This is a genomic window from Chitinophaga parva, assembly GCF_003071345.1.
In the GTDB taxonomy this organism is placed as follows: domain Bacteria; phylum Bacteroidota; class Bacteroidia; order Chitinophagales; family Chitinophagaceae; genus Chitinophaga; species Chitinophaga parva.
Genome location: NZ_QCYK01000002.1, coordinates 1548052 through 1567979, shown reverse-complemented (window position 1 = coordinate 1567979; position 19928 = coordinate 1548052). Strand labels below are relative to the sequence as shown.

Annotated in this window: 19 protein-coding genes; 9 read left to right on the top strand and 10 right to left on the bottom strand. The window is 53.1% G+C overall.

Features of this window, described 5'->3' with window-relative positions:
• Positions 1-37: 37 nt before the first annotated feature.
• Together DCC81_RS16715 and DCC81_RS16710 are read left to right on the top strand one after the other, a co-directional pair.
• A complete protein-coding gene (locus DCC81_RS16715) occupies positions 38-943 on the top strand; it encodes a helix-turn-helix domain-containing protein (RefSeq protein WP_108688289.1) in 906 nt (301 codons plus the stop codon).
• Between the two features lie 353 nt (positions 944-1296).
• A complete protein-coding gene (locus DCC81_RS16710; protein WP_108687729.1) occupies positions 1297-1719 on the top strand; it encodes a hypothetical protein in 423 nt (140 codons plus the stop codon).
• 63 nt (positions 1720-1782) lie between these two features.
• Here DCC81_RS16710 and DCC81_RS16705 read toward each other — a convergent pair whose 3' ends face one another.
• Complete coding sequence (locus tag DCC81_RS16705; protein WP_108687728.1) at positions 1783-2637, bottom strand: ROK family protein; 855 nt, start codon at positions 2635-2637, stop codon at positions 1783-1785.
• A gap of 175 nt (positions 2638-2812) precedes the next feature.
• Here DCC81_RS16705 and DCC81_RS16700 point away from each other — a divergent pair, with 175 nt between their 5' ends.
• From DCC81_RS16700 to DCC81_RS25575, 4 genes are all read left to right on the top strand, one after another.
• Positions 2813-3010, top strand: a complete 198-nt coding sequence (locus DCC81_RS16700) for a hypothetical protein (RefSeq protein WP_108687727.1) — start codon at positions 2813-2815, stop codon at positions 3008-3010.
• Positions 3011-3330: 320 nt separating this feature from the next.
• On the top strand, positions 3331-3960 hold the full coding sequence (locus tag DCC81_RS16695) for a TetR family transcriptional regulator C-terminal domain-containing protein (protein WP_108687726.1): 630 nt from the start codon (positions 3331-3333) through the stop codon (positions 3958-3960).
• A gap of 69 nt (positions 3961-4029) precedes the next feature.
• The gene (locus DCC81_RS16690; RefSeq protein ID WP_108687725.1) at positions 4030-5346 is read left to right on the top strand and encodes an ABC1 kinase family protein; all 1317 of its coding nucleotides are present in this window, start codon (positions 4030-4032) and stop codon (positions 5344-5346) included.
• A gap of 5 nt (positions 5347-5351) precedes the next feature.
• Entirely contained in the window at positions 5352-5519 is a 168-nt protein-coding gene (locus DCC81_RS25575; RefSeq protein WP_165806619.1) for a hypothetical protein, read from the top strand.
• Between the two features lie 105 nt (positions 5520-5624).
• On the opposite strand, the gene DCC81_RS16685 is transcribed toward DCC81_RS25575, so the two are convergent.
• From DCC81_RS16685 to DCC81_RS16675, 3 genes are all read right to left on the bottom strand, one after another.
• A complete protein-coding gene (locus DCC81_RS16685; RefSeq protein ID WP_108687724.1) occupies positions 5625-6002 on the bottom strand; it encodes an RNA polymerase sigma factor in 378 nt (125 codons plus the stop codon).
• A gap of 121 nt (positions 6003-6123) precedes the next feature.
• Complete coding sequence (locus DCC81_RS16680; RefSeq protein ID WP_108687723.1) at positions 6124-6759, bottom strand: Crp/Fnr family transcriptional regulator; 636 nt, start codon at positions 6757-6759, stop codon at positions 6124-6126.
• A 161-nt stretch (positions 6760-6920) separates the two neighbouring features.
• Positions 6921-7415 carry a DUF4251 domain-containing protein gene (locus DCC81_RS16675; protein ID WP_108687722.1) on the bottom strand — a complete coding sequence of 165 codons (495 nt, stop codon included), beginning with the start codon at positions 7413-7415 and terminating at the stop codon, positions 6921-6923.
• A 322-nt stretch (positions 7416-7737) separates the two neighbouring features.
• Here DCC81_RS16675 and DCC81_RS16670 point away from each other — a divergent pair, with 322 nt between their 5' ends.
• Entirely contained in the window at positions 7738-8112 is a 375-nt protein-coding gene (locus DCC81_RS16670; RefSeq protein ID WP_108687721.1) for a hypothetical protein, read from the top strand.
• A 123-nt stretch (positions 8113-8235) separates the two neighbouring features.
• Here DCC81_RS16670 and DCC81_RS16665 read toward each other — a convergent pair whose 3' ends face one another.
• Both DCC81_RS16665 and DCC81_RS16660 read right to left on the bottom strand, forming a co-directional pair.
• Entirely contained in the window at positions 8236-10443 is a 2208-nt protein-coding gene (locus tag DCC81_RS16665; RefSeq protein WP_108687720.1) for a DUF3857 domain-containing protein, read from the bottom strand.
• Between the two features lie 20 nt (positions 10444-10463).
• Positions 10464-12344 (bottom strand): transglutaminase domain-containing protein, encoded by a 1881-nt coding sequence (locus DCC81_RS16660; RefSeq protein WP_108687719.1) that lies wholly within the window; start codon positions 12342-12344, stop codon positions 10464-10466.
• Positions 12345-12460: 116 nt separating this feature from the next.
• Here DCC81_RS16660 and DCC81_RS16655 point away from each other — a divergent pair, with 116 nt between their 5' ends.
• Entirely contained in the window at positions 12461-12982 is a 522-nt protein-coding gene (locus DCC81_RS16655; protein WP_108687718.1) for a DinB family protein, read from the top strand.
• A gap of 50 nt (positions 12983-13032) precedes the next feature.
• Here DCC81_RS16655 and DCC81_RS16650 read toward each other — a convergent pair whose 3' ends face one another.
• The gene (locus tag DCC81_RS16650; protein ID WP_108688288.1) at positions 13033-13722 is read right to left on the bottom strand and encodes a Crp/Fnr family transcriptional regulator; all 690 of its coding nucleotides are present in this window, start codon (positions 13720-13722) and stop codon (positions 13033-13035) included.
• A gap of 121 nt (positions 13723-13843) precedes the next feature.
• Between DCC81_RS16650 and DCC81_RS16645 the strand changes: the two genes are divergently transcribed.
• A complete protein-coding gene (locus DCC81_RS16645) occupies positions 13844-15520 on the top strand; it encodes a chloride channel protein (RefSeq protein WP_108687717.1) in 1677 nt (558 codons plus the stop codon).
• A 255-nt stretch (positions 15521-15775) separates the two neighbouring features.
• Here the strand turns inward: DCC81_RS16645 and DCC81_RS16640 are convergent, their stop codons facing one another.
• Genes DCC81_RS16640 through DCC81_RS16630 form a run of 3 tightly spaced genes read right to left on the bottom strand, consistent with a single transcriptional unit; the run spans position 15776 to position 19910 of the window.
• A complete protein-coding gene (locus DCC81_RS16640) occupies positions 15776-17167 on the bottom strand; it encodes an alpha-amylase family glycosyl hydrolase (protein ID WP_165806618.1) in 1392 nt (463 codons plus the stop codon).
• A gap of 26 nt (positions 17168-17193) precedes the next feature.
• Positions 17194-18288, bottom strand: coding sequence for a SusF/SusE family outer membrane protein (locus DCC81_RS16635; RefSeq protein ID WP_108687715.1), 1095 nt, complete (start codon positions 18286-18288; stop codon positions 17194-17196).
• Between the two features lie 26 nt (positions 18289-18314).
• Positions 18315-19910, bottom strand: coding sequence for a RagB/SusD family nutrient uptake outer membrane protein (locus DCC81_RS16630; protein ID WP_108687714.1), 1596 nt, complete (start codon positions 19908-19910; stop codon positions 18315-18317).
• Positions 19911-19928 lie beyond the last annotated feature (18 nt).

Here is a 19928-nt window from a genome sequence, read left to right as displayed (position 1 = left end):
GCGCCGCATGGTACTTTTACAATTGGAATATGGCCTTATGAAACTGCGACAGATCAAAACAATCACGGAATATCACCAGATACGGCTGCTCCCCAAACCGGAGCACCCGCTGATCAGCGTCATTAATTTTGAAGATATCCGGTGGAGGCAGGAAGACCTGGAAACCAACTATGTGCAAACGTTTTACTCCATTGCCCTGAAAAGAAGCCCCCGTACCAAAATGCGCTACGGGCAGCAGGTGTATGACTTTGATGAAGGCATTATGTTCTTTGTATCGCCGGGGCAGGTGTATGCCATTGAGGCGCCGGCAGATGTAAAACATGAAGGCTGGCTGGTGCTCGTACATCCCGACTTTCTATGGAATACCCCCCTGGCAAAACAGATCCGCCAGTATGAATATTTTGACTACGCCGTGCATGAAGCCCTCTTTCTTTCTGACAAAGAGGAACAGACCGTGGTAAACCTGGTGCACAACATTGCGCAGGAATATCACGCCAACATCGACAAATTCAGCCAGGGCATTATTATTTCCCAACTGGAGCTGCTGCTGCATTACGCGGAGCGCTTTTACCACCGCCAGTTCATTACCCGCCGGATCAGCAACCATCAAACCCTGGATAAGCTGGAAGCCTTGCTCACGGCCTATTTCAACGATGACGACCTGGCGCGCAAGGGCCTGCCCACCGTGCAATACGTGGCGCGGGAGCTGCATGTATCGCCTAACTATTTAAGTGGCCTGCTAAAATCACTTACCGGGCAAAGTACCCAGCAGCACATCCACGACAAGCTGATTGAAAAGGCAAAAGAACAACTCTCCACCACTACCCGCTCCGTGGCTGAAATAGCCTATGCACTGGGCTTTGAGCATCCCCAATCCTTCAGCAAACTTTTCAAAACAAAGACACAACAGTCTCCCGTGGAATTCCGGCAGTCGTTTAACTGATACGTGTAATTATCCGTTCAAATCGCCAGCCTTTTTAGCACCGGCTGGCCCAGTTGCCTCATTTTGTAAAAAATTCACTCAAAATAACCCTTGATTTAAGTCCTGTTAACTAAAAATTAACCAGCCTGGATGAGAAATTCTCGTCCTTAGCGGAGTTGTTTTCCCGGGAAGGTCCTTATCACGATACCATCATCCATCCAAAAATTTTCCATATCACTTATCTGAGTGAGCCACCAGCGTGTACCAATAGATAGCTCCTGCTTAGTAGAAAATTGTTCCTGGCATGTTCATATACACAGCGCACGTTTGCACCAGCGTGCCCCGATTGCATTACTTTCTTTAAACCAATAAGTGTGAAAACAACCTGCCCCCCGCTCCCGCTTCCTGACAAGACGACCACGGACTACCTGGCCGCCTACCTGAAATTACCCGCGTCGCTGATCAGCTACGTGTTGCTGGAGAATGCTTACCAGCAGGCACGCGCGCCGCACGCCGCCCACCTGCCCTGCCCGCCCCTGCACAAGCTGCTGCTGCAGATGAAGGGTGATTATGAATTGCTGACGGGGTTCAACCGGCTGTTTATCCAGTTCCGGGACGGCTCCACGCTTTCCCACGAGGGTGCTACCCTTACCTGGCAGGAGTTTTTCCGCCTGGCGTACATCCACTATTCTCCCCAGCAATTACAGCGCATAGAAGTGCTGATAGATGCCGTGTTACGGGCGCTTACGCCCGCAGGGCAGCAGCTGCCCGCAGACTGGCGGCACCAGGTAAATTAAGTGCACCATCCACAAGCTGGCAGTGCCCGGCAAATTAGCGGACAGATGCCGCGCTGCTTACCTTTACAAGGCAGCATCCATCCACAGGCTGGCAGCGCCCAGCAAATTAGCATGTTTTAAGCCGGAAACCCTGACCTGTAGCCGCTCTACCGTCCTGGTAAATTGCAGGGTACGGATGCGTGCCCACATGGTTTCCTGGAAGAAATCGTAGGTTTGTGCAATAGAACCACCCAGGATGATCATTTCGGGATCATAGGTATAAAGGATCGTCTTCATGGCGTTGCCAATATGGGTACCCAGCTCCGCAAAGGCAGCCAGTGCCTGCGCATCGCCCTGGCGGGCCCTTTCAAAGAAAACTTCCCCACCCTCCTTGTACACGTTGCGGAAAAACTGGCCACTGGCATAGTATTCAACGATCTGGTCCAGGTATTCCACCATTCCAAACTCGCCGGCCCCGCAGTTACTGCCGGAAAACAGCTTGTCCTTTACCACGATGCCGGCGCCCATGCCGGTGCCAATGGCCAGCCCCACGATGGAGTGCACACCCTTAGCCTGCCCGAAATATTTTTCGCCCAGCACAAAGCAATTAGCGTCGTTATTAACCAGCACGGGCACCTTGTAACGCGCTTCCATCAAGGCTTTCAGCGGCACCTCTTTCCAGGATGCAATATTGGCCACATCATACACAATGCCCTGCTCCACATCCACCACACTGGGCACACCAATGCCAATATGGGTGACCCCTTTGTGCATAAACTGGTCTGCCACCTGGTAAATATCTTCCAGCACCTCCTGTTCCGTGCCACTGGCCCGGATGCGGGTGGAAACGATCTGCAATTCCTGCGCAGGTGCTACAATGCCGGCGCGAACATTGGTACCTCCCAGGTCTATGCCCAGGACGGTTTGGGATGTCTTCATACGTTAGCGAGAATAGAAACTTAGAATACGCCAAGATAGCCGTAAATACCCGGAATTCATAACGGAATTCATGAGCCTGTAAGGCGCGGATTTAACATAGGTCGGAAAAGCCTTGGCATAGCACTTGTACCGGTATTGTAAACACAAGCATTCATTTCATCAAAAACGATAGACCATGAAAAAGATCCTTCTTGCATCACTTGTCGTAGGAGCTGCCGCAGCAGGCGTAATCATTTACCTGGCCAAAAATGCAGACGCACTGGATGAAGCCGTGGATGCGGCAGACGATGCCCGCGCCCGGCTCAATAAACACGCACGCCGCGCCAGCCGCTTTGCTAAAAAAGTAGTGAACGGTGCAGGCGCCATGAATTAAAGCATCATCCTCCGACCATACAGCCAGCCAGTTTTCCCCGGAAAGCAGCTGGCTTTTTTGTTTGGCACGTGGCTAAAAACCAGGTAGCCCCTACGGGCATCTTTTCCCGCCTGGGCCAAAGGAAAATGATCTCCCGGGCTGTTCCTGGGTTGCAGGAGCGGGCCATTTCCCGGCCCACTTTTTTATGCGGGAATCCTGCTTTTTATCATGTTTTCCCGGGGGCAAAAATCCGCCTTTTTTAACATCGCGGTAACCAAAACAGCCTTAGCTTTGTAGCGTCCCCTGTACTTAACCCGGTCCTCACCCACAAAACGATTTTTATGGAAAAAAAAGAAATTCGCGATGCATATAAAATGTATTGGCTGGAGAACGGCAAAGCGCCCGTTTCCGTGTACGCCCTCACCAAAAGCCTGGGCATCCCGGAGTCTGAGTTCTACGACCAGTACACCTCGCTGGAAGCCATTGAAAAAGACATCTGGCTGGCCATTTTTAATGATACGGTAGCCCAGTTGCAGGCAGACGAAACCTACCAGCAGTACAGTGCTTCCGAAAAGCTGCTGGCCTTCTACTTCCTCTGGGTGCAAAACCTGAAGGATAACCGCAGTTACCTGCTGCAACAGGAGCGCCGCATTAAGCTGCCCATTATGCAGTACGACCAGCTGGACCTGTTCCGCAAGGCCTTCAAGGAATTTGCGGCGGACATCATCAAAACCGGCTATGCCACCAACGAGATCCAGGAACGCAAATACATTTCTGACAAATACGTGCACGGCTTCTGGCTGCAGGCCCTGTTTGTCCTGAAATACTGGCTGGACGATACCAGCGACCGTTTTGAAATGACCGATGCCGCCATTGAAAAAGCGGTAACCCTCAGTTTCCAGCTGATCGGCACCAGCACGCTGGACAGCCTCCTGGATTTTGGAAAATTTATCCTGGCCGGCAAACACTGATGCCCGCCAGCCCGCTTTATTGTTTTATGTGACCTTTGCCAGCCGGGCATCCCGGCAACGACCTGATTTATGAAAGAACAATCCAGCATACCTACCTCCAAAGTAGAACGCGCCAGCCGCTTTGTAAGCACCGGCCTCAAAGTGGGCGGCAATTATATCAAACACTACACCCGCAAGCTCATGGATCCCTCCACTACCAAGGAGGCCCTGCATGAAGACAATGCGGAAGACATCTATAACACCCTCAGCAACCTGAAAGGCAGTGCCCTGAAAGCCGCACAGATGCTCAGTATGGACAAGGGCCTGCTGCCCAAGGCCTACACCGATAAATTTGCGATGTCGCAATACAGCGCCCCGCCCCTTTCCGGTCCGCTGGTGGTGAACACTTTCCAGAAAACCCTGGGCAAATCGCCCTCCGCCTTGTTCGACAGTTTTGAGCTCAAGGCCAGCAATGCTGCGTCCATCGGGCAGGTACACAAGGCTACGCTGGATGGCAAAACCCTGGCAGTGAAGATCCAGTATCCCGGCGTAGCGCACAGCGTAAAGTCGGACCTGCGCCTGATCAAGCCCTTTGCCATGCGCATAGCGGGTCTCAGTGAAGTGGATATGGACCAGTATTTTGAAGAGATAGAAAGCAAGCTGCTGGAAGAAACGGACTATCACCTGGAACTGGAACGTTCCATGGAACTTTCTGCCCGGTGCGCGCACATTCCCAACCTGGTGTTCCCGGAATATTATCCCGCGCTTTCTTCCGGCCGTATCATCACCATGGACTGGCTGCCGGGTAAGCATTTAAAAGAATTCCTGCACACCCATCCCAGCCAGGAAGTACGTAATAAGATTGGCCAGGCCCTGTGGGACTTTTACCAGTTCCAGATGCATAGCCTGCGCAAAGTACATGCAGACCCGCACCCCGGCAACTTCCTGATGCAGCCGGACGGGCGCCTGGGCATTTTTGATTTTGGTTGTGTGAAAGAGATACCGGAGGATTTCTACATCAATTATTTCCTGCTCACAGACCCGGAAACGCTGAAGGATGAAACCAAACGGCGCCGCGTGTACCGTGCACTGGAAATGATCCATGACAATGATACGGAGCAGGATATTGTGTTCTACTCCGGCCTGTTCCAGCACCTGATAGACCTGCTGACCATTCCCTTCCGCCAGGAGCATTTTGATTTTGGGAATGATGCCTATTTCCGGGAAATGTATGACTACGTAGAATATTTATCTAACCTGAAGGAACTGAAAGAGAGCAAGGTGGCCCGGGGCAGCCGGCATTCCCTGTATGTGAACCGGACCTACTTTGGTTTGTATACCCTGCTCAATGACCTGAAGGCACAGGTGATCACGGGACAATCCCGGATCGATGCGTTAAAACATTAGGTTGAATGGCTGCGAAGCACCACATCCGGAGGAGAGGCCAACAAAAAGCGAAAGGCGGTTTTGTTGGCTTTTTTATTTCTGGGCACCACCATTTCCAGGGGCTGGAAATCAGCAGGCAGGTGGACTACTGTTTTATACAACAAGCCCAAACCCATACAATTGCAGGAAACTAAATGCACAGGATCAACAAACCAGCTAATCTGTTTGCTACCAAACCATTGGTAGTTTTTAAGCGGTAACGCAGTGACTAACGCTAACCATTATACGTAGTTACCGCATCACCCCGTTCTTCTCCCATTGCCTTCCGGCAGCCGGTGTACTATGCCCGCCGGCAGTTCAAGGCCTTCCCCGGTTTGCCGGATCATTTCCCAGTGGGTGATCCGCAGCATCCAGGTGAAGAGGCGTAGTTCGGAGGGCCGGTAATCATCTATGCCCTTAATAATGTGGAGAAATGCAGCGGACAACACATTGGCCGCTGCAGGTTCGCTGGGTACTGTTTTGAGGATATAGCCGTACAATGCGGGGGCGTACTTGTCGTAGCAGAGGGCGATGACGTTTTTGTCGCGCGCCAACAAGCCTGCTACCCAATCCGCTTCCGAGAATTGTGCTGCATCGGTGTATTGTTTGTATTCGTCTGCACCAGGCATATTGAACATTGGGATCTTTTCGCCCGCGCCGCTGGCGTATCGGGGGAAAACAAAAGTTTTACAGTTGTATACGGTACTATAAATATAACTGGTTCTTGCCCAGTATTAGTGTGACATTAGTCACACAGGACTAAACTCTTTCCAACAAAGAGATCCGGCTCCTGGCCATGCGCACCACGCCTTGCCGCTCCATCTGCTTCAGCAGGCGGGATACCACCTCCCGGGAAGTGTTCATTTCGTTGGCCAGTTCCTGGTGCGTCATACTGACAAAATTGGTACCACCGTTGCGGCAGGCTTCCCGGATGTACTCCAGCAGGCGCTCGTCCAGCTTCTTAAATGCAAGATTATCAATGGCCCGGAAAAGATCATCAAATTTCTGCCCGCAGGTGTGCAGGATAAACCGGCGGAAAGAGATCTGCTCTTCCATCCAGCGTTCCACCAGGTCGCCGGGAATGGCCAGCAGCTTCACCTCCGTTTCGGTGACCGCCTTTACCTTGCTTTTGTCGCCGCCCAGGCTGGCCAGTACAGACATGGCACAGGTTTGCAGCGCCTCCACATAATACAGGAATACTTCCTTTCCTTCTTCATCCACGCGGTAAATGCGGATAGATCCGTCCAGCACCAGGGGCAATACTTTAACGTAGGCATCCGGCAGCATGATGGTCTCTTCGGCTGGCACCGTCATTGGCGTGGCGTGTTGCTCTATCAGGTCGGCCATTTCACTGCCAAAAATGCGGGCTACTTTTTGTTGGGTTATGCTTTTCACGGTTTTAATGTTGAGGGGTAAGTGATATAAGAAATATGGTCGTTTGGTAAAATTAGTGTCTCGCTGGACTTGGCTCGTTAATTAATTGTAATTGACAAAAAATTGTTGCCACCGGGCAGGCAGGAGCCCCCGGGTAAGGATAAAATTGGTAAACAGTCCGTTTATTTTTGGCCCACCGGCTGCACATACCCATTGTACGATATGGGCTGCCGGTTGGTACTGGTCACAGATAAGCTGGCGGAGCCGGAATCAAAAATGGTGAATTCATACCGCTGGATGTCCCGGGAATTTACAGGTTTCAGCGTTACCAGCCAGCCCCCCTTCTTCCGGGTGGCCAGTATGTAGGTTACCGGCGTGGTAAAGTCCAGCGGACCGGTGGTAGACCCTATAGGCGCCGAGTATGCACGGCCCACATAAGGCAGGTAGGACCTCAGCGTATCTCCGCTCACTTTTACCGTGTAGTCTGGCGTTACCTGGCGTACCCGCCCGCCCATAGGCATCATTTGCTGGGGCACAAAGACAAAACGGTGGTCGTTCAGGGCCGCTGCCACCCGGGCACTGTCTTTAGCTGCACCCTTCTTCTGGGCCCACCCTGCCTGTACCACGATGCTTAATAGTAACAAACCGCCCCACTTCAGCAATTGGCTTGCGCTCATAAATGGTCATTTTTGGTTCTTATTTGGATAGGTAAATGCTGTAGCAGGTTTAATGTAATGAAATTATTTGGATTACACATCATGTACCAGGGGGTGTTATATGTTATATTTTCACACCTGGTGTATCCTGCTGCAGCAACTGATTCTCCCGGCTATACGAAGCTAATGCAAATCTGCACAGTACTCCTTACTTTTTTATACAACCTGTTGAAAGATGTTATAACGGTCATTTTTAAAAATATTTTCTGCTTAAATACTGATAGTATCTTCACCCGGCATCCAAAATGTGATTTTTTGCTATCTTAGGTACAAATCCACGACTATGGCAAAAGCGCTTACCACGTTGTACCGGCCAGTTGGTCCAAAGGAACTTGAACTGATCAAAGCGTCCGGCTACACGAAATTTCCACCGCGGCTCCCGGATCAGCCCTTCTTCTACCCGGTAATGAACGAAGCCTATGCTGCACAGATATCCAGTGAGTGGAACGTGCCTGCCTATGGCGCCGGCTACGTAACCATGTTTGACGTGGATAGCAGTTTCCTGGCCCGTTACCCTGTGCAGAACGTGGGTGGTGCCATCCACAATGAACTGTGGGTGCCGGCCGAAGAACTTGACGCGTTCAACGCGCACATTGTAGGCCTTATCGAGGTCATTGCAAAGTTTGAGGCGAATCCATCGGGCTCCGTCGCGCATTAGATTATTCCACGCAATAAAAACGCTGCCAGGCAAAACTGGGCAGCGTTTTTTTATGGGATCTTGCGGAGTTTTTTAACTTTCCCGGCAGGTAAATTTGTGCCGGGTTTTTCGCTGGACTGCGGCTTAGCTTTTCTTCAGCAGCAGCTTCTCTCCCTGGAAATCGTTGGCGGCGTCTACCACCTTCAGCACATCCGCCCATTGGGCCACCGGTTCAAACGCATTCTTATACACCTTGCTGATGTGCAGGGTCACCACATCGCCCGCCTGGCTGGCGGTTACGTTGAACGTGCCGCAATCGTTGTCCACCTTGCGGTTCAGCTTATCCACCCCTTCCACGGTATACCCTTTTGGCACCTGCAGGTCTATATCATACTGGTAAGTGCGGGCAAAAGGCATGTACACATCCACCTTGCGCTCCCGCTGGGAGGGTTTGATGGTGAGCTGGGAGCCAATAAGCTTCCCGGCATCCAGGATGTAATTATTACCGGCGCGCTTCACCAGGCCTTCCATGGTGAAATCAGAGCTGTACACAAAATCAGGATCGGTGTGGCGCAGGCCCATTTTGTCCACGCTGTAACTTTTCAGCTCTTTTACGGGGTTGTCAAAATCGCCTTTGATATCGCTCATAAACTGGTCCTTCACGGCTTTGCGGGCATCTGCAAAAGCGCCGGTGTAATCGTCTATCAGCGCCTTGTTACGGCGGCTGCCGGACATTTCTTCCATGAAGGTATTGGGTATGCCCAGTGCCTTGCGCTCTGCCTCATTGTAATCCTCATATACCATCAGCTGGCGTTGCTCATCCACGCGCAGGTGCCCTTTCAGGGTTACGGTGCGTTTAATGTCTACCAGCTGCATGTTGTTATCCAGCTGCACTTTCATTTTTTCCAGGTGCGCATTTTCTGCGGCGGTGCTCACCGGCAGTGTTGCTGTCATCTGCTCCGCGCGCGACTCAAACTTTTTGCCGCTGGTGCCGTAGAAAGCCGGCGCCACGGCGCCTTCCAGGTCGTACCGCATTTCGGCGTAGCCGGTAAACATACCCGCGGCGCTCATGAACACCGGTTTGGCTTCATGCGTGCGCAGGATGTATTCATAGTCGTCCAGATCCAGCAGCTCACTTCTATCCGGCCCAAAACGGGACGTAGCAAAAATGAAATCACAGTCAATATCAAAATGGTGCAGGGCTTCAGAGAGCAGCATGGCAAACTTGTTATTGTTCACCCGCCAGTCGTTGCGGCTGCGGTCTACCACCATGCGGCTGTCAAAAGTATTGATCTTATACAGCATCAGGTAGCGCATGCCGTAATACACGTAAGCGGACAGGCTGTCCTTCGGAATGTCTTTACCCCGCTGCTTTTCATAGCGGCGTATCATGGATTTCAGCTCCCCTACTTCGGGAAAATAGGCGCTGGCCGCATATTTCTTAAACTCAGACAACCGTTGCAGGGCGGCGGTTTTCACCTTTTCCTCAGACACGGTTTTGTACACATGGCCTGCTGCAAAATCACCGCCCCGGGGATTGAAGAGGTACTCCATACGGATAAGGGGGATCTGGCGGAAGGGCGACATCCACAGCGTAGTAGGCATGGCCGGCAGGTTGCGCACCAGCAGGTCCAGCATAATGGAGCCGTCTTCTTCCTGCTGTTTAAATTCCGGCGCGCCGTTCACCGCGCGGTACACGATGGCAAAGTCATTGTCTATTTTGCAGTGGATGGAATAGCTCATAATGGGGCAGTCATCGCCCATGGCAAAGACCTGCTGTTCAAAAATGCTTACCGGCCCGCGGGCCTGGTACTGCACAAAGAAATCCAGGATGTCGCCGACCTGCAGGTCCGGGATGGCCAGCTTGGCACGGCGGTCCCAATCGGTTTGTTTGGTAGATACGGCATCGTCTTTCACATTCACTTCCTTCACCGTGCCGTCCGGTTTTATAATACGGGCGCCCACATAGTTAGCGGTAGCGGTGCTATACAAACCGGATTCATTGGTCCTTTTCTGGAAGTCCAGTTCAGAGTAGTCGTCCAGCGCCGCCTTGTCATTGATCTTCACCATGGTGCGCACCGTTTTGATAAAGTAAAAACCTTTGCCGAGGTCGCCCCGCTGCTTGCCCGTGGCCAGCACCTCCATATGCTTTGCCACGATCACCTGCGATTCCCTGGTGCTGATCTTACTGAAATCCGGTTTATTAAACGCCGGCAGGTCCCAGGCCCACACGGCCTGGCGCGCGGCAGCCGCGTCTTCATCATACCGGCGGTCCATCCGGTCCTGGGCCTGCACACTGGCTATACACAGCACCAGTGCGGCTGCCAGGCTATAAATGCGGAATAATTTCATCGGTATCTTTTTAAAAGGGCTTATGCTTGTTTGGTAAGGGTGATCTGCTGCAGATAGGTATTTTGCAAGGCCTGTACATCTTCATTCCACTGGCGGAACTGGTCCCGCGCCAGCTTTACATTCCGGATCAGGATCTCTTTATAGTAAATGATCCGGTTGGCATCTTTCCGGTAGGTAATACGGAAAGTATAACCGGCGCGCTCTATGCTGAGGTTATTGGGCAGGGCCGCGGCCACATAGCCGGCGGGTATTTCCAGGGAAGTTTCCGTAACGGTTTTTTCCTTGTAGGGGAAGAGGAAATCCTGTGTACGCCTGGTGGTATCAAAACTCATCCCGCTATATTCCTTGCGGAAATCCGGCTCTATGTAAATATCTTTCCCAAAGCTGGTCACCGCATCTTTATGCACCAGGTCATAGTGGATGTCCAGGTCTGCATTCCAGTTTTTCAGGTCCGAGGTTTGCAGGTTGCTGATGGTGTACTTGTTATCAGCCTCCGCCAGGTATTGCACCAGGGCGTCGTTCACTTTTTCAGAGCGCAGGCCGTGGATGTTGCCCAGCAGGTCTTCTTCGCTTTCCCCTTTCCAGCTGTGTTCCACCCTGCCGGTAAGGTCTGTGCCGGCTATTTTCAGGGCGCGCTTTTCATAAGAAACATTCTGCTGTACATCGCGGGTAGGCACGTGGTCCAGGATGTAATGATCGCCATCCTCTATGAGTACCTGGCGCCCCTGTATGCGCTGCGCGTATTTATTCATGCCAATGTAGGACTCCGTGGCATCCAGGAAATAGCGTTTGCCATTCAGGTTCACCGCGCAGATCATATGATTGTCCACTGCCAATGTGGGCAATGAATAATCGTAAGCAATATGATCCGTGCCTATCCAGCACAGGCGGGCATCGTAGCCCAATGCCTTCAGCAGCTGGCAGGTGAGATTGGCCATGCCTTTACAGTCGCCGTATTTATGTTGCAATACATTTTGCGCGGCTTCCGGTTTAAAGCCGGCAATGCCATCTTCATACGCAATGTAGCGGATATTGTCCTGTACCCAGTTGTACACCGCGCCAATGCGGGCACTATCGCCGGTGATACCTTTCGTGATCTCCGTGGCTTTGGTTTTCATCACGGCTTCATCATTGCTGACCTGTTTTACCAGGCCATGATACCAGGCATACAGCCCGTCTACAGTGCCCAGGTATTGCAGGGTATTACCATCCATGGTGGCAGACTGGCTCATGACCAGCAAATGGGGATACAGGTAAGAAGGGCCGGGGCAGCGCTTTTCCCGTGCCATGGCCGGCAGGTTAGTTGCAGTGTACACGTATACATCGGCATCTGCCCTGGCATCATAGCTCACCTGTTTGCTGATCTGGAAGCCATTAAAATTGAGCTCTTTGATGGTGGCCTTCATCCAGCGGGGCACCACCATTTTTATTTCCTTTTTACCCACGGCATAAGGCTCACTGAAATACACAGTATTGAAATAACGCGGGTCCAGTACCGTCATTTCCATCTCCGTTTCACTTTCCGTACCTGCTTTGGTAAGGGGCAGGGAGAAGGTGCATACCCTGGCATCAGAATAAAAAATATCGTCCACCTCGTATAAAGAAAAATTGGGCCGGAGGCCTTTTACCCGGCTGCCATCCACCCAGGCACGCACATCGCCCATGGCCACCTGGTCGTTATAAAACGCCACGATGGGTATACTGGTGCGGAACTCATTGCATTTGTAAGTGGTATGCAGGAGCTCCTGCACGGTTACGGGATGCTCCTTACCGCCTTTGGTAAAGGTGTAGGTTTCCTGCTGTGCACTGATGGAAACGTTGGTCTGGTCGTCTGCCGCCCAGGCATGCGTGGCGCTGGCCAGGACAAAGGCCAGTTGTAGAAGAAAGGGCTTAACGCGCATACGGTAGCTGGAATAATTGGGATAAAATCACTCCAAATATAGTATACATTTATAATACATAACTAACATTTTTGGGGAATCTTGCGGAAGCCGGTGGCTTTTAGTATTTTAAAGGTATGAGCACAACACCTCCCCTCCCCGAATACTGGATGCGCGGCCCGGTGGCCGGCATACCCGGATTGCTGCAACCTGTGGCCCATGCCCTGCTGCAGGCCCGGGAAGAAGTACAGCAACTGATGACGGACTTCCCGCCGGAACTGCTGTGGAAGCGCCCCGCGGGGTTGGCCTCCCCGGCGTTCCACCTGCAGCACCTGCGCGGAGTGCTGGACCGGCTGGCTTCTTATGCGCGGGCAGAGCAGCTCTCTCCTGCCCAGCTGGAGGTCCTGGGCCAGGAAGGCAAAGAAGACGCAGCCCTCACGGCCAGGGTGCTCACGGAAAACTTCAGTCGCCAGGTAGACCTGATGCTGGCGCAACTGCAAACCACGGATCCAGCCACCCTGGAGGATTTCAGGAACGTAGGGCGCCGTGCGCTCCCCAGCACGGTCATGGGGCTGCTCTTCCATGCGGCGGAGCATACCATGCGCCATACCGGCCAGCTGCTGGTAACGGTGCGGGTGTTAAAAGATGAGTTGCTATAAACTTGCAGGCCTGATGCAGTACTAAGGACAGGCTATTATAAGGCAAGAGATCAGGCACCCTTCCCGGGCTGCTTCACATAATTTTTCAGCGCCGTTTCGTTCAGGATCTTAATGTGCTTGCCGCTGGTGGCAATGATATTTTCGTTAGTAAGCTCCACGAAGAACTTGAACACCGTTTCATACGCCGCACCGGCGTATGACGCAATATCCTGGCGGGTCACCGCCAGGGCAATGTATTTTTCCTTATCCAGGCCAAAGACCTGTTTCAGGTCCAGCAGGGCAGCCGCAATGCGGCCTTTTACCTCCATATGCGCCAGGTTGCGCATGCGCAGCTCTGCCTGTTGCAGTTCCAGTGCATAGCGCTGCATCATTTTATACGTAAGGGAAGGATTGGTTTGCAGGGAGGCTTCATAAAAGACGTTATCAATAAAACAAAGCCTGGTATCATCCAGCGCGGTGGCCGTTACCGGGTAGGTATCGCCAATGCCGCGCAGGCCTATCACATCGCCGGCGGTGGCAAAGCGCAGGATGAGTTCTTTCTGCTCTTCCCAGGACTGGTGCACCTTTACGGCCCCTTCATATAGAAAGAAGATGCCCTGCACTTTATCCCCCTCGCGGAAGATCACTTCCCCTTTACGGAATGCCAGCGTTTGCTTACTAGCCGCAATGGCCGCCCGCCAGGCCGGTATGCAGGACTGGCATAAAAAACAGCTTTCAATATTGCAATCGGTTCCTTGCATGCGCAATATTACGACTTTTCCATCGGCCTGGCCTTGCTTATAAAATATTATTTAAGCAATGTTTTAATCTATTTTACCGTAGTTTTGTGATCATAAACATTACCTACGCAATATTTAGAAAATGAACGACGCAGACCGGATACCGATTGCTCCCTCGCTGAAACAGCGGGAGGTTACTGTGCCCCCTATACCTGGCGCTATGATCAATAAGCGGGTGTTCTACCTCAGCCTGCAGGCAATTTTCAATGCCCTGCTCATCGGCGTGGTGGCCCGTGTACTGGTGTACCTCATTAACTTTGTGACCAACCTTTCGTTTTATGGCCGTGTTTCTTTTGAAGAAGCCTCGCCTGCCGGCCACCACTGGGGCTGGTTCGTCGTCTTTGTTCCCATCATTGGCAGCGTGATAGTAGGCATCATGGCCCGCTACGGCTCGCCCGCCATCCGGGGGCATGGTATTCCCGAGGCCATGGAAAAGATCATCCTCGACGAAAGCCGTATCCCTCCCATCATTGCCATCCTTAAACCCTTGTCTGCCGCTATTTCCATAGGCACTGGTGGTCCCTTCGGCGCAGAAGGTCCCATCATTGCCACCGGCGGCGCGCTGGGCTCCTTCAGCGGACAATGGATGCATATATCTTCCAGCGAGCGTAAGATCATGCTGGCAGCCGGTGCCTGCGCGGGTATGTCCGCCATCTTTGGCAGTCCCCTGGCCGCCGTGCTCCTGGCTATAGAACTGTTATTATTTGAATTTTCCCCCCGGTCCATCATCCCGGTAGCCCTGGCGTGCATCACCGGTGCGGGCATGCACATTGCCCTCTTTGGTTCTACGCCCGTATTTGCCATGCCGGATATTCCCGTCGCTACAAACAGTGGCCTGCTGTTGTATGCCGCCCTGGGTATATTGATCGGTGTGATCGCTTCCCTGGTGTCCAAATCTGTATACGCGGTGGAAGACCTCTTTGAGAAACTGCCCATCCACTGGATGTGGTGGCCCGCTATTGGCGCGGTAGCGGTAGGGGTAGTGGGTTACTTTGCCCCCTTTACCATGGGTGTAGGGTACGATAATATCCAGCACCTGCTTACCGGCAACATGGCCCTCACTATGTTATTATCCCTATGCCTGCTCAAGTACATTTCCTGGGTCATAGCCCTGGGCAGCGGCACTTCCGGTGGTACGCTGGCGCCCTTATTCACGATTGGTGGTGCGCTGGGTGCACTGCTGGGGGTGGGTGTACTCCACTTCTTCCCCACCGCAGAAATTGATGTGGCCACGTGTGCCCTCATTGGCATGGCCGCCATGTTTGCCGGCGCATCCCGCGCGGTGCTCACGGCCATCATCTTTTCCTTGGAGACCACCGGTCAGCATCATGGGCTGCAACCTTTGCTGGCAGCGTGTATCGCGGCTTACTTCGTGTCTTTCTTCCTGATGAAAGGCAGCATCATGACGGAAAAAATATTACGCCGTGGCGTGCGCACACCCGATGCCTATACACCAGATGTGCTGGAAAATGCGTACGTGCGTGATATCTTCCAGCCGGCTCCTCCCCGTGCGGCAGGCGATGATATGATCACCATTGCCGCAGGCGCCAGTATTGCACAGGCAGCAGCGTTAATGGGCCAGCATAAAGTAAAAGAACTGTACGTGCTGGAACAGCCGGATCATAGGGTAACACTAGGTACTTTATCTGCCGACGCTATCCTGGCTTACTATGCCGCACAGCAGGAAAAAAAGAACCGTTATCAATCGCCCATGGGCACCCGCAAGCTGATCGTACGGGGCCGGAGGGTATTTTATTAAGGACTTATTCCTAAACCGCTCCGCAACGCCTTCAAGGAAGGGCGTTATACCAGCAAGAGACATGGCAGGCATTCATAAAAAGGGCTGCATCAACATATGATGTAGCCCTTTCTTTTGGTGTAGTAGTTGTGAAAATCATTCTTATCCCTGCCAGGTGGCGGACCTGCCCATACCAACTTTTACCACGTGCAAGACAAGCCCGCCCGGCGTGGGATACAGTCCCGGGGTAATTAGGCTGGCAATGAAAGCCGGTAATCAGTCATTACGCAGCACCCGGTACTCATAAGGTTGTAATGCCACAGCGGCAGCCAGGGTAGCGGTACTGCCATCGAAGGCATTGCGCCAGCCCGTAGGCGCGATTGCTGCCGGCAGGTTATAGGTCACTGTTTTATTACGGAGGTTAGCCATCACCAGCACCTGTTTGCTGCCAGCTGTTTTGGTGAACACGCACACATCATCACTGCTGTAACTGGCCAGCGCACCGGTTTTCACGGCATTGCTGCCACTGCGGAAAGCAAGGATGGCTTTGTACGCCGCCGTAATATCCGGCGCCGGCGTCCAGTCTATGGGCGTGCTGTTATTAAAATACGTGAGGCGCTGGGTACAACCTATCTCCTGCCCATTGTAAAGCATGGGCACACTCTTCATCAGCGCCGCCACGGTGAACACTGCCAGTGAGCCCTGCCTGCCGCCAAACAGCTCCAGCGGTGTACCGTCGGAACTGTTCACATCATGGTTGGATGTATAGCGCACTACCTGCGACAACGGCAACGCGCCGCTGTACTCTGCGTTATTTACACTGTCTATCAGCTTCACCGAAGCGCCGGCTCCAAACACTTTATCTTTCAGTGTATAGTAAAAACCCATGCCATACTCCAGCTGGAAGCCCGCCTGGAACTGGTCTTTGCGCGTACCTTCCGCATACAGCAGCAGCTTGTGCGTGGTGATCTTTTGCAGCGAATCAATGGCCTGCACCCAGAAATCGTGGGGCACAAAATCAGCGGCATCGCAGCGGTAGCCGTCTACATTGGCGGTGTAGATCCAGCTTTGCATGGCTTTGATCATGGCCTTGCGCAGGTCTGTGCTTTTGTAATTAAGCGCTGCCACATCGTTCCAACCCGTGCCAGGTGGGGCTATGATGTTGCCGCCACCATCCTGCTGGTACCAGTCTTTATGTGCGGTGATCCAGGGATGGTCCCAGGCCGTATGGTCTGCCACCCAGTCCAGGATCACGGCCATGCCGTGCTGATGGGCGTCCTCCACCAGGGCACGCAGATCATCCAGGGTGCCAAATTCCGGCGCCACACTGTTAAAATCCTTAATGCAGTAGGGTGAGTTCACCGATTTCAGTACCCCTACCGGGTATACCGGCAGCAGGTACACCACATTTACGCCCAGGGCCCTGATGGAGTCCAGGCGTTGTTGCACGCCCCTGAGATCACCGGCGGCGCTGAAGGCGCGCATATTCACCTGGTAGATCACCGCATCGGCGGCATCGGGCACTTTATTGAAGGGCGTGCCGTATTGATCGGGCGTGGTTTCCACGGGCTGCGTGGGTGGCGTTACCGGGGGCGCAGGCGCAGCGGGGGCCTGGCCGCCTTTGGAACATGCCAGGAGCAGCAGCAGCATTAGGTTCAACAAGTTCATTCTCATCTTCGCTTTTTCTTAGTCGCTTATTGTTTTACGGCCGTGTAGGTATATTTACCTGGTAGGTGCAGGTCCAGCGTAAATTTGTAGGTACCATCTTCCGGCACGGTAAGGTTGTTAAGGCCGGAAGTACCGCCTATCAGCGGGTTATCCGCGTATTGCAGGTTGCCATTGGCATCTATCCCAAAATCCAGCGCCCATGCCTTGTTTGCGCGGAATTTGAAAGAGCCGGCCGTCTTCATGGCCACTGTAGCCGTCCACACCTGCTTGTCCGGGTCATAGCTCAGGGGCGTGTCATTATCCCATCCACCGGGGCTGGCATCGCCAATAATGCCCCAGGTGGTTTGCTGGTATTTCCAGGTCAAAGAATTTACATCCGCATACAGCTCGTAATAACCGGCAGCCGGCACCTGCAGCCCGTCTGCCAGGCCATCGGTGGAAAGGATGCCATCCCCGCCGTAACCATAATTGGTATGGTTCCAATCCGGCTTGCTGGTAAATTTGAAATGCATGTCCGCTCCGGTAATATGCACGTAGCCTTCAAAGCGGCCGGTGGTATTGTGCAATTGCCCTATTACCGGCGCTGCGCCCGGGTTCCAGCCCTGGTAGGCGCCCGGCACCCAGAGGGTCAGTGCATAAGGTGTTACTTTCACGGCCGTGGCGTTGGAATACACACTGGGCACCGTAGAGGCCACACCGTTATATTGCTGCACATCTACTTTCAGGCGCACGGCCAGCTGGCTGGCATTGTCCGGCAGGAAGCCCATATCATTGAGCAACTGGTTCAGCGCTGCGCCTTTAAAGCCGTAGCTGGTAATGTTATTGCCCGCCGGGAAGCTCCGGGCTTTGGTCCAGCCGGTGGCCGTATCTGCAGGATTGTCCAGTTGCAGGGTGTAGGTGACGGTGGGCTGTGCCGCTCCATAGGTTACGGGCGCCCATGAAAAAGTGAGCACGGTATCCGCATCATTATCGGCAGTGAAGGTTACCGACTGCACATTGGAAGTAAGGCTGGTGGAGGCTTTGGAGGCATCTACCTGCAGGAGGGCACCTTCTTTTTTACAGGCGCCCAGCAGCAGGCCGGTGGCCAGTATGGCAAGGCAGTTATATTTTATAAAACGCATAAGAGCAGTTTAAGGATCAGGAAGAATTAGTAACCCTGGTTTTGATGCAGGTGCGGGTTGGCAATGATCTCAGATGATGGGATGGGCAGCAAATTGAAACGCGCATCCACCCCGGCACCAGCTTTTACCCCGCCTTTCCACGGCCACAGGTAAGTGCTGCCGGTAAATTTGCCAAAGCGGATCAGGTCCGTACGGCGGCACATTTCCCAGCACATTTCACGGCCCCTTTCACTGAGCACATCATCTACTGTAAAGCTGGTAAAATTACCGTTGGCATTGCCATAGGCACGCTCCCGCAGTTTGTTCATGTACAGCAGTGCCGTAGCCGCATCGCCGCCTGCACCGCCTCTTTTCACGGCTTCTGCATAAATGAGGTACATCTCTGCCAGGCGGAAAAGCGGGAAGTCGGTATTTACCAGCACCCCGTTGGGGGAGTAAGGTATAGTGCCATCGGAAGCAATGTTGGAAAACTTATTTACCCGCCATCCGTCAGTGAAAGTGAGCACGTTGTCAATGGCCTGCTTATCGCCCTGGAACATGGCACGGGCGTCGGTTTTTCCGGATTGGTCTGCAAAAAGCTGGGGGATCTTTTCCGTGGTACGGTTGCCCAGCCAGCCACCACCGGGTATGCCGGCAGCCTTGCATTCTGCCGCATCTGCCGTGTGGGCGGAGCAAATGAGGAACGTGGTGCCGCCGTAGTTGCCGGAATTACTGGCATCGTACGCAATGGGCAGGATCACTTCCGTATTGGCCGGCAGGTTATTGTCTGCCTGGAAAAGACTGGCGTATTTGGGCACCAGTTTGTAACCGGCGCTGATCACTTTATTGGCATAGGCAATGGCATCCGTATAATGTTCCTGGCCGGTGTACACGGCTGCATTGAGGTACATCCTGGCCAGCAATGCCCAGGCCGCGGCCTGGTCTGCCCGTGCATACTCATTCTGCCGGGCCGGCACCAGGTCTGCGTCAATGGCTTTCAGCTCCGTTTCAATGTAAGTGAAAAGGTCTGCCCGTGTGATCTGGGGTGGAATGAATTTACCAATAGGATCTTTATCCGTAACAAAAGGCGGGTTGCCGTATACATCCATCAGCACCCAGTACTGGTAGGCACGCAGGAAGCGGGCTTCTGCGCGGTAGTGGCGGATGTTGTCCGCATCGGCGCCGGTAAAGCCACGGGCAGTGATCTTCTCATCACTGGATTCGCGGATCAGTTCATTGCACACCGTGATCTGGAACAGGCTGCGCGCATAGAGCAGGTTCACATACAGGTTAGACGATGCCCAGTTCAGGTTGTGCAGGCTTTGCAGGTCTGCATCGTTCCAGGCGCATACTGCTTCATCCGTGGTCAGTTCATTTACATTGAAGAGCGCGCGCAGAAAATCAGACGGGCCTTTGTCGCTGCCCAGGCCCGGCACGGAGATATCCGAGTTGCCCACGCCGGTGCTGCTCACCAGGGAATAGCCGCCATACACTTTTGCCAGCACTTCCTTGTAGCCCTGCGCGGTGCTATATTGTTTATCAGCAGTATTCGAGTTAACCGGCTGGAGGTTTAAGTCCTTAGCGCAGCCGGTAAGGTACAGGGCACCCAGGATAAGGAAATATTGTATGATCCGCTTTTTCATATGCGAAGAATTACTTTA

Excerpts from the sequence above, each read along its gene's own strand:
- DCC81_RS16715 (WP_108688289.1), top strand. The coding sequence starts at position 38 with ATGAAACTGCGACAGATCAAAACAATCACGGAATATCACCAGATACGG.
- DCC81_RS16705 (WP_108687728.1), bottom strand. The coding sequence starts at position 2,637 with ATGAAGACATCCCAAACCGTCCTGGGCATAGACCTGGGAGGTACCAAT.
- DCC81_RS16700 (WP_108687727.1), top strand. The coding sequence starts at position 2,813 with ATGAAAAAGATCCTTCTTGCATCACTTGTCGTAGGAGCTGCCGCAGCA.
- DCC81_RS16695 (WP_108687726.1), top strand. The coding sequence starts at position 3,331 with ATGGAAAAAAAAGAAATTCGCGATGCATATAAAATGTATTGGCTGGAG.
- DCC81_RS16690 (WP_108687725.1), top strand. The coding sequence starts at position 4,030 with ATGAAAGAACAATCCAGCATACCTACCTCCAAAGTAGAACGCGCCAGC.
- DCC81_RS25575 (WP_165806619.1), top strand. The coding sequence starts at position 5,352 with ATGGCTGCGAAGCACCACATCCGGAGGAGAGGCCAACAAAAAGCGAAA.
- DCC81_RS16685 (WP_108687724.1), bottom strand. The coding sequence starts at position 6,002 with ATGTTCAATATGCCTGGTGCAGACGAATACAAACAATACACCGATGCA.
- DCC81_RS16675 (WP_108687722.1), bottom strand. The coding sequence starts at position 7,415 with ATGAGCGCAAGCCAATTGCTGAAGTGGGGCGGTTTGTTACTATTAAGC.
- DCC81_RS16670 (WP_108687721.1), top strand. The coding sequence starts at position 7,738 with ATGGCAAAAGCGCTTACCACGTTGTACCGGCCAGTTGGTCCAAAGGAA.
- DCC81_RS16665 (WP_108687720.1), bottom strand. The coding sequence starts at position 10,443 with ATGAAATTATTCCGCATTTATAGCCTGGCAGCCGCACTGGTGCTGTGT.
- DCC81_RS16660 (WP_108687719.1), bottom strand. The coding sequence starts at position 12,344 with ATGCGCGTTAAGCCCTTTCTTCTACAACTGGCCTTTGTCCTGGCCAGC.
- DCC81_RS16655 (WP_108687718.1), top strand. The coding sequence starts at position 12,461 with ATGAGCACAACACCTCCCCTCCCCGAATACTGGATGCGCGGCCCGGTG.
- DCC81_RS16650 (WP_108688288.1), bottom strand. The coding sequence starts at position 13,722 with ATGCAAGGAACCGATTGCAATATTGAAAGCTGTTTTTTATGCCAGTCC.
- DCC81_RS16645 (WP_108687717.1), top strand. The coding sequence starts at position 13,844 with ATGAACGACGCAGACCGGATACCGATTGCTCCCTCGCTGAAACAGCGG.
- DCC81_RS16640 (WP_165806618.1), bottom strand. The coding sequence starts at position 17,167 with ATGAACTTGTTGAACCTAATGCTGCTGCTGCTCCTGGCATGTTCCAAA.
- DCC81_RS16635 (WP_108687715.1), bottom strand. The coding sequence starts at position 18,288 with ATGCGTTTTATAAAATATAACTGCCTTGCCATACTGGCCACCGGCCTG.
- DCC81_RS16630 (WP_108687714.1), bottom strand. The coding sequence starts at position 19,910 with ATGAAAAAGCGGATCATACAATATTTCCTTATCCTGGGTGCCCTGTAC.